This window comes from Microcystis sp. M_QC_C_20170808_M3Col (genome assembly GCF_007095505.1).
GTDB lineage: Bacteria > Cyanobacteriota > Cyanobacteriia > Cyanobacteriales > Microcystaceae > Microcystis.
Genome location: NZ_SFBY01000210.1, coordinates 1 through 8,631 on the forward strand (window position 1 = coordinate 1; position 8,631 = coordinate 8,631).

At 38.6% G+C, this 8,631-nt stretch carries 9 protein-coding genes and 1 pseudogene; 5 read left to right on the top strand and 5 right to left on the bottom strand.

Going from position 1 to position 8,631, the window contains the following annotated elements; genetic code table 11:
- Window positions 1–175 precede the first annotated feature (175 nt).
- Window positions 176–1,213: a polysaccharide pyruvyl transferase CsaB gene (csaB, locus tag EWV84_RS09380; RefSeq protein ID WP_287077793.1), complete on the bottom strand. Its 1,038-nt coding sequence runs from the start codon at window positions 1,211–1,213 to the stop codon at window positions 176–178.
- Between the two features lie 288 nt (window positions 1,214–1,501).
- Entirely contained in the window at window positions 1,502–2,581 is a 1,080-nt protein-coding gene (locus EWV84_RS09385) for a RuBisCO accumulation factor 1 (RefSeq protein WP_287077794.1), read from the bottom strand.
- A 213-nt stretch (window positions 2,582–2,794) separates the two neighbouring features.
- Here EWV84_RS09385 and ccmO point away from each other — a divergent pair, with 213 nt between their 5' ends.
- The 3 genes from ccmO (at window position 2,795) to EWV84_RS09400 (ending at window position 5,630) form a co-directional block, all read left to right on the top strand.
- On the top strand, window positions 2,795–3,595 hold the full coding sequence (gene ccmO, locus EWV84_RS09390; RefSeq protein WP_002775137.1) for a beta-carboxysome assembly protein CcmO: 801 nt from the start codon (window positions 2,795–2,797) through the stop codon (window positions 3,593–3,595).
- A 149-nt stretch (window positions 3,596–3,744) separates the two neighbouring features.
- The gene (locus tag EWV84_RS09395) at window positions 3,745–4,581 is read left to right on the top strand and encodes an EcoRI family type II restriction endonuclease (RefSeq protein WP_287077795.1); all 837 of its coding nucleotides are present in this window, start codon (window positions 3,745–3,747) and stop codon (window positions 4,579–4,581) included.
- Between the two features lie 38 nt (window positions 4,582–4,619).
- Window positions 4,620–5,630 carry an adenine-specific methyltransferase EcoRI family protein gene (locus EWV84_RS09400; protein ID WP_287077796.1) on the top strand — a complete coding sequence of 337 codons (1,011 nt, stop codon included), beginning with the start codon at window positions 4,620–4,622 and terminating at the stop codon, window positions 5,628–5,630.
- 335 nt (window positions 5,631–5,965) lie between these two features.
- Here the strand turns inward: EWV84_RS09400 and EWV84_RS09405 are convergent.
- From EWV84_RS09405 to EWV84_RS09415, 3 genes and pseudogenes are all read right to left on the bottom strand, one after another.
- Window positions 5,966–7,038, bottom strand: a pseudogene (locus EWV84_RS09405) (IS630 family transposase); the annotation flags it as partial.
- A gap of 350 nt (window positions 7,039–7,388) precedes the next feature.
- Window positions 7,389–7,694, bottom strand: a complete 306-nt coding sequence (locus EWV84_RS09410) for a hypothetical protein (RefSeq protein WP_158201572.1) — start codon at window positions 7,692–7,694, stop codon at window positions 7,389–7,391.
- The gene (locus EWV84_RS09415; protein WP_287077797.1) at window positions 7,695–7,883 is read right to left on the bottom strand and encodes a type II toxin-antitoxin system HicA family toxin; all 189 of its coding nucleotides are present in this window, start codon (window positions 7,881–7,883) and stop codon (window positions 7,695–7,697) included. It abuts the gene before it with no gap.
- A gap of 106 nt (window positions 7,884–7,989) precedes the next feature.
- Between EWV84_RS09415 and EWV84_RS09420 the strand changes: the two genes are divergently transcribed.
- Window positions 7,990–8,235: a DUF2281 domain-containing protein gene (locus tag EWV84_RS09420; protein ID WP_287077798.1), complete on the top strand. Its 246-nt coding sequence runs from the start codon at window positions 7,990–7,992 to the stop codon at window positions 8,233–8,235.
- 1 nt (window position 8,236) lies between these two features.
- Window positions 8,237–8,488, top strand: a complete 252-nt coding sequence (locus EWV84_RS09425) for a PIN domain-containing protein (protein ID WP_287077799.1) — start codon at window positions 8,237–8,239, stop codon at window positions 8,486–8,488.
- Window positions 8,489–8,631 lie beyond the last annotated feature (143 nt).

An 8,631-nucleotide genomic window follows, 5' to 3' on the forward strand; every position in this document is an offset into this window, starting at 1 on the left:
TAATACTGCACACTTAAAAACTCACATCTGATAACTGATGACTTACCCACTGATAACTGATAACTGATAACTGATAACTGAGAGGTGCAACCCTGGAAGTTCTCAGATGCTCTATTAAAGATCAAGAAAAGCCGTCGTAAAACGACGGGGTTTTAACCCAAATTTTCGATAAAAATTAGCTCACCAATCTAGATAAAATTTCTCGATGAATTAAAGCTCGATCGATTAAAAAATGTTTGCGATCGCTGGTTAATCCCTCTCCATTGGCATAAAAATCAATCCAAGCGGTACTAATATCATTAACTGCCTCTGGTAACTGATCTAATTCCCAACCCGGCATCGGTACTTCGGCAATTAATCGCGACACTTTCGGATCATAACTAAGGGCAAAACAACGACAATCTTCTGCCGCGGCCATAATTAAACTATGAAAGCGCATTCCGATCACCATTTCTACTCCGCGAAATAAGCCCTTTAACTGTCTTGGATCCTCTAAACTAATGATTTGATGATTTTCCGTTAATTGACGGGCTACAGCTTCACAGAGGGGCAAATCCCGCGACTTTTGAAAAGGGACTAAGAGAATAAACGCCCCCGTGCTGGTTTGTAAATCAATTAAAGCTCGGGTTAATTTATCTAATTTTGCCGGGGTTAATAGGGGATGGGGACGTAAATTGACGGCGATTCTTGGGGCGGGTAAATCCGATAATCCCTTGACTGATTGAGCGTCTAAAGCCCATACTGGATCGGGGGCAACAATGGGATGAATACCCCAATTGGCGACTAAATGAGCCGAAGTATCATCGCGCACAGTAACTAAACTACATTTTTGTAAAACTTTTTTGGTTAACCAACGGGTAAAAGGTCTATTTAATGGTCCAATTCCCTGCCCCCAAGCAATAGTTTTTAAGCCCAATAATTGAGCAAAAGCCATTAAACCACCGTAATAAATTGGACTGGCAAAACTGGTGACATCCTGCATTAAACTGCCGCCACCCCAGATAAATATATCCGCTTTTTTCATAGTTTGAAAAACTTGCCACCAATCCCTACTAGGACAGGTTTCCACTCCATAACGTTGACTGGTTTCTCTGGGATTATTTGACAAAACAATAGGTTTAATTGCTGAGGGCAACATCTGCAATAGAGACACTAATAATGCCTCATCTCCTCCGTTTCCTCTCCCATAATATCCACAAATTACTGCACGCATATATTCAGTTATCAGTTATCAGTTATCAGTTATCAGTTATCAGTTGTCAGTTATCAGTTGTCAGTGAACATTTGCCTGTTGTCTGTTCCAGTGTTTTCTTGAAAGTAGGTTTTCCCTTTTTACTTTTTACTTTAAAAATGTCTCTTAGTTTCTTAAGTTATGCTGTCAGCTACAAGTTAGCAGTGACCAGTTTTATTCGATTCAGTGATCAGTTTATCTATTTTCTTATTCCCACTCATAACTAATAGCTTAAACCTGATCACTGTTTACTGATAACTGATCACTGATTTAGTCGTCCATTTGCCAGGGTTCGGTGATGTTTTTTTCATCGAGGATATTTTTGGCTCTTAAAATCAAGACTAATTGACCTAAGATGGTGACATCGGGGGGACTATCAAACCATTGTAAAGAGACGGAATTATCTCTCTCTACCAGATAATAATTGTTCACGTCCCATTCGGCCAAAACTCGATCGATCACTAATAAAACTTCTTCGGATCTGGTGGCAATCGATCGAGGTAATTGATCGCTAGGCCATAAAATAGCTATAGGATCGATCGCTTTGAGAATTGCTTGCCAACCGGGGAGAGGCACAATCGTTTGTTTATCCCCCACCGTTACCAGTCGAAAAGGTTCCTCGACGCTCAAACTTTCTGTGTGTTTTATATCAGTTACCGTCACCGGAAATCTTCCTACTAAAGGAATAATTCTGGCTAATTCGTCCTCATCCTGTAAACGATGGACGGGTAGCAAAGGTGCGCTACGGGTGGGAGTAACGGTAAAATCTTGCAGTAAAGACTCGATCGCCTGTCTGGCCGAGTCAGAATGGGCAAATTTCAACCCTTTAGCGATTAATTTCGCTCTTTCGGCTAAATCTCGCTTTTGTTTGCCCCGTTTCCAACACTGATAAGCGATCGCATCTCCAGGATGACGAGTAAATTCACTGGGAATCTGGGATAAACGGGAAAAATCTTGGATAGCTTTGGCGATATCGTGTGCTTCAGCCACCTCAATCCTTTTTTCTGCCGCTAACTTCGCTGCCCCCAATCTTTGTTCTTGGTTGAGAATCCGCAATTCGTATAGCACATCACTGCGCGGACCGATGTAGTAACTTAATAAATCTTCAGCTGCCCCCGCTTTGATTAAACTCTCAAAAACTTGGGCAGCGACAATAATTAAATTTTGTTGGGCATTTTGAAAACCCGTTTGTTCAAAGATTAACTGGGAATCGTAGCCAGCTTTTTGCAGTTTTTGACATTTTTGCCCCCAATTCACCCAATTTCCTTCCTTATGAAGCAGCGATCGCATTAATTCGGTCGCTTCCGTTTCGCTGATTCGATCATCTGTACTGCGAGGCTGTTCTGTCATAGACAACTTGATCAAGCTACAATAACTAAAATTTATCTAATCCCTCAAAAATCTTCAATAGCAATTAAGGTTAACAGGATAGACTAGATAGTAACAGGATAGCTGACAATCACCCCCTTCGTACCTGTTAGGGCAAGTTTATCTTCAATGTCTAGATTAAGAGTTAATGGAAGCATTCCCCCCTCGTCCCCAACTAACCCCGGTCAAAGGACGATGAAAACCAAGCGTCACCCCAAAGATAGCGCCTTGGGTTTAGTCTCTACCCTCAGCTTTCCGGCGATCGTCGGGACGGCGGATATGATGCTAAAATCAGCAGAAGTTACCCTCGTGGGTTACGAAAAAATTGGCGGTGGTCACTGTACAGCGATCGTGCGTGGTAATATTGCCGATGTGCGGTTAGCAGTGGAAGAAGGGGCAAAAACCGCCGCACAGTTCGGACAATTGGTATCTAAATCGGTTATTCCCCGACCGATGCCCAATTTAGAGGTAATTTTCCCAATTGGTAGCCGTTTAGCCGAAATTGCCCAAAGTCAACGGGGTTTCAGCAAACTGAGCAATATGTCGATCGGTCTCTTGGAAACCCGCGGTTTTCCCGCTATGGTGGGGGCAGCCGATGCAATGTTAAAATCGGCCGATGTGCAGTTAGCTTCCTACGAAACAATTGGGGATGGTTTGTGTACGGCCATTATCCGGGGTTCCGTCGCTAATGTGGCCGTGGCCATTGATGCGGGAATGCGGGAAGCGGAGAAAATCGGTGAACTGCACGCGGTGATGATTATTCCCCGTTTATTGGAGGATTTAGAACATACCCTACCGGTAGCCAGCTACTGGTTAGAAACCCCCGAACCTTTACCGATGTTGTTACCCAATACCGTCCGGGAAAAACAACGGGAATTAGTCGCTTTACCGGAATTGGAAAAAACCAAAATACCGATTCGTCGCCAAGAAATGCAGGAAAAAGTGTTAGAAGAAGTGATTCCCGTGGAAGTTATCACCGATGAGGACAGTTATTAATTTTTATTTTCAACTTTGCTCTTGTGCTGCTAAAAGTACAGGAGCAAAAGGTTGAATTAGGGTTTGCTGAAAGTTTCCGTATAATCTTTCGTTATAGATACATTACCTGTAGCAGAAAGTGAAAAATTTAAGCAAGGAAAAGATACATTATGCCTAAAAAAAATCAATCGAAAAGATTAACGAATCAACATAAAGAGTCTAAAGGTGTAGTTGGTATATTTGGGGCTGAAGCAAAATCACACGAAATAAAAGTTGGAAAAATTTCACGTTTTGTTATTAGCCAACTTGAAAAGGAGTTTCCTCAATTATCTTTTCAATACAAAACAAGTATAAAAAAAGAAGAAATAAATGAAGCATTAAAGAAAGTTGACCCAGAATTAGGGCAAACCCTTTTTGTGTCAAATTCAAGTATTATACCTGATGGTGGAATAATAGAAGTAAAAGACGATAACGGCAATTGGAGACTCGTTTTAGTATCGGAAGCTAAACATCAAGGAAAAAACATTGAAAATATCAAAAAGGGTGAACTAGTAGGTAAGGATAATAATCAGGACTTGATGGCTGCTGGTAATGCAATAGAAAGGTCGCATAAAAACATATCTGAAATCGCTAATTTGATGTTATCTGAATCTCATTTTCCTTATGTCCTATTTCTTGAAGGCTCAAATTTTTTAACAGAAACTATTTCAATTAAAAGACCCGATGGAAGGGTTGTAACGCTGGAATATAATTCAGGAATGTTAAACAGATTAGATAGATTAACTTCTGCAAATTATGGAATGCCAATTAACACCAATTTGTGTAAAAATAAGTTTGTCAAGCATAAAGATAAAACAATAATGCTTCAAGCAACTTCTATATACACACAAGGGAATGGAGAAAAATGGGATATCAAAAAAATGTTTGATATTATGCTTGAAATTTCTAAAACCTCTCTTCAAGTATTAGGCAGTGAAATATTTAATCAGATAACCAAAAGTAAATAACTAAAAACAAAAGATTTATTAAATCAAAAAAGTTGAAAATGGCAAGAAATGCAACAAATGAATTATTACAAAATGCTAAAAAATCAAAAAGTGACGAGTTTTATACACAGCTTTCAGATATAGAAAGCGAATTACAGCATTATAAAAGTCATTTTGAAAATCAAGTAGTTTATTGCAATTGCGATGATCCCCGAATTAGTAACTTTTTTAATTATTTTACCTCAAATTTCAATGAATTAGGTCTTAAAAAAATAATAACATCTTGTTATAGAGAGCAAGTAAAAAATTTATTTAATACAGAAGAAGATGAAAAAGGTTTTTTCTTTGAATATACAGGTACAGAAGGCGAAAAAAACAAACCAACGTCAACTGACCTAGTTTACTTTAATGGAGATGGTGATTTTCGTAGTTCGGAAAGCATTGAACTATTAAAGCAGTCCGATATTGTTGTTACCAATCCCCCATTTTCATTATTCAGAGAGTATGTAGCTCAATTGGTTAAATACGATAAAAAGTTTTTGATAATTGGAAATATTAATGCAATAACCTATAAAGAAATTTTCAAACTTATTAAAGAAAACAAGGCGTGGTTAGGAATAAATCTTGGTAGAGGTATTTCAGGTTTTATTGTACCTGAACACTATGAACTATATGGAACAGAAACTCGAATAGATAACTCTGGTAATAGAATAATCTCACCAAACAATTGTTTATGGCTTACTAATTTAGATAATTTTAAGCGGCACGAAGATATAGAACTTACAAAAAGATATTTTGGCAACGAAGTTCAATATCCAAAATATGACAATTATGATGGAATTAATATTAATAAAACACAAGACATACCAATAGACTATAAGGGATATATGGGAGTGCCAATAACATTTTTGCATAAATTTAATCCCGACCAATTTGAAATAATTAAATTCAGGAAAGGGAATGATGATAAAGATTTATCAGTAAATGGGAAATGTCCTTATTTTAGAATACTAATCAAGAATAAACGAATACAAACTGAATATATTGATTTAACTGACAAAGAAAGATAATGTATGACAAATCGTTGTACCTGACATTTTTCCGCTACGATCCAAAATGTAGCGATCGCAATCTTGTAGGGTGCGCTCCCTAATGTGGCTCCTACTGCTCCAGCGATCGATTTTGGGGAACGCACCATGCACATTGATTGAAACTGTGGGTTTAAGTGCGGTCGCCGATCTTAATAAGCTACATTAACAACAATACTTAGGGTCTGCTGAATAAATCTAAAAACCTTGTTGGGTAAGACTTTTAGACTTTTTGTCAATCAAAAAGTACCAGGCATGGGAGTGATCAGGGGGAAAATTCAGGGACTTTTTCCCTGACCACCGAAAAACTTTTTGCCGCAAACCCTATTTAAAACACTCAACTCAATTTCTGCCATATTCAACCAACTTCCATGTTTAGGAGTGTAATAAAACTCTAATTTATCTAGTATGCGACGAGCTTCATGGGGAGGAAATGCTTTATATAATGAAGCTTTAACATGGGTATTTAAGTTGTCTTGAACGACTCGGATTTTTTCCACCTCTGGATAACGTTCATCTACCAAGTATTTCATTTGTTGGGCATAGTCAATACTGGTACTGGTCTGTCACTGCCACGTGCCTCCAAGCTTTTAAAGGCTCAAAAAACCTAAAGAGATTGTTGACTCCTTCTCTTTCATATTGATAGTCAAAGCGTTCAGCTTGTCCCAGTTCAGGAGGTAAAGGTTGCCGAGTTTCTGAAATTAGTTGCTTGCAGCTTTCATCAAAACAAATCAAGGGATAAGCAGGGTCGTATGGCAGGATATACACTGCTAAAACTTCTTCCATCTGACCAACAAACTCGGCATCGGGAGCGAGGGGGAATTACCCAACATTCTTGCAACCAAGGTTTGATTTCGTTTTTTTTAGGACTTGTCTAATGCTTTCATGAGAAATACTTTCCACATATTCTAACACTACCATTTGTTCCGCTAATGCTCGTAACGTCCAACGATTATAACCTGTTGGGGCTTCCGAGCAAGCCAAAGCGATTAAATGAGCTTCTGCTTCTCCATCTATCTTTTTCAGTTTTGACGAGTTTTTAGGACGAGGATTTATCGCTTGCTCTAATCCTTCTTCAACAAATCTTTGTCTGACTCTTTCTATTGTCCTTCTACTTATAGCGCTTCCTGTTCACAAGAGGTACATTATCAATGCTTAAAAGCTTAATTAGCAAAGGTTAAGCTGTGCCTCACAGATGCGAGAACCGCTTATCCAATGCTTCACTTATCTGATGAGCATTCCACCCCCCATTCTCCTGACCAATATCTGCTTTGAGCAAGATACGAGCATGATTGATTTTTCGGGCAGCAGCTTTCCCTTTTTGGGTCAATTCTGACCAGGAAGCTCGTTCATTCTCTGTTAAGGAGACGATATATTTTTTAGCTGGCATAATTGAAAAAATTTGGGTGAATTTACCTCTCCTATTATTCATCATTATTGCTTTGACAGACCAGTAGCGGCGTTGTATGGATTGTAAGGGGTTAGATACCCGACTTCTTAAAGAAGTCGGGTATCTGAAATCATCACAAAACTATGTTAAACAAAAAAATACTTAAGCAAAATTGTAGATTAAGTTGAGGAAAACAATTTCGATTTCTTTATTAACCTCTCGGCTCGGCTCTTCTGGTTTATGTGTGGAAACGAGGTCTATACTGATAGAATATCCGCAAAATAGCCCTAAAAGTCTTGCCCGATAAGCATTTCACGATTCCATAAGCAAAAATTATCACACAAAAAGCCTTAGTCTCCATTGAGATGCACTGCACCAACTTTTTGATAGAGAATATGTAGAGCCTCAGCAGCTTGTCTTGCTAGGGCGTACCATTCAGGGTTTTGTACACAAGCTGGATGGGAAACAATAAAACGCTCCAAGGAATCACTAACCATCGCTGTTCGGTCAAGTAACTCATGACATCCGAATGTACCCGGTTTGAATTGCTCAAGAACTTGTTGTTCTTGTTCTTGGAGGAAGTCTTTTAACTCTTCTTGACGCTCTATTTCAATAGCGTTATCCTTAACCACAACCATACTATTCAATTCAGTCATTCAACCCTCCAATTCAGCTTGCCGTAGAATGTTTTTGTAAGTTCCGATAGGTATATCATCTGACAGTTTCCCAGGAACGGTAACTTTACCCAGCTTGACAGGGTGTTTAAACTGACGATGGCTTCCTTTTTGCGAAACTTGAAACCAACCATCATCAATTAGGCGACGGATAACCTCACGAACCTTCATACCCTTAATTTTAACCTACAATTATCTTATCCCTTGATGCCACAAGAGCCTATCCGACTCCTTAGCTGAGAGACAATAATTAAAAAACCCCTAAGAAAATTAACTCATGATACCAGCAACCACCCACTCACAAACCATCTTAGAAAAACTAAACGCCCTTACCCCCCAACAACAGCAAGAAGTAATAAACTTTATTGAATTCTTGCAATTTAAGGCAGAGAAGACGGAAATTAGTGAAGAAGAACCGATTTCTGCTTATGAATCAGCTAAAGATTTAGTGGGGTGTCTTGACAGTGGCAAAGGAAATTTATCTCTAAAAAAGAGAGAATTTAAAAAGAAACATCTAGAATAATATGCTCAGAAAAGTTATCTTAGATATAGGTGTATTGGTTGCAGTCCTCGACAAGAGAGATAATTATCACAATTGGGCAATTCAAGAATGGGGAAAAATTGCCAAACCTTTATTGACTTGCGAAGCAGTTGTTACTGAATCTTGTTTTATTTTACAAGATGTTTATGGAGGTGAAGATGTAATCATGGCATTACTTGAACGAGGAACGATTCAAATTGATTTTCGTTTCAATGATGAAGTGAAGAGCATCTGAGAGGGGGACAAGCGAGCTAGAAGGTCAGTAGATGGAAAAGTTTGGATTTAAGGCGATCGCCATGATGTTTGGTATTGTTTGATACAAAAAGCTTCTCAAAAAATATTAAGAAAACTTATAACAAAACCAAGAAAAATCTGGTT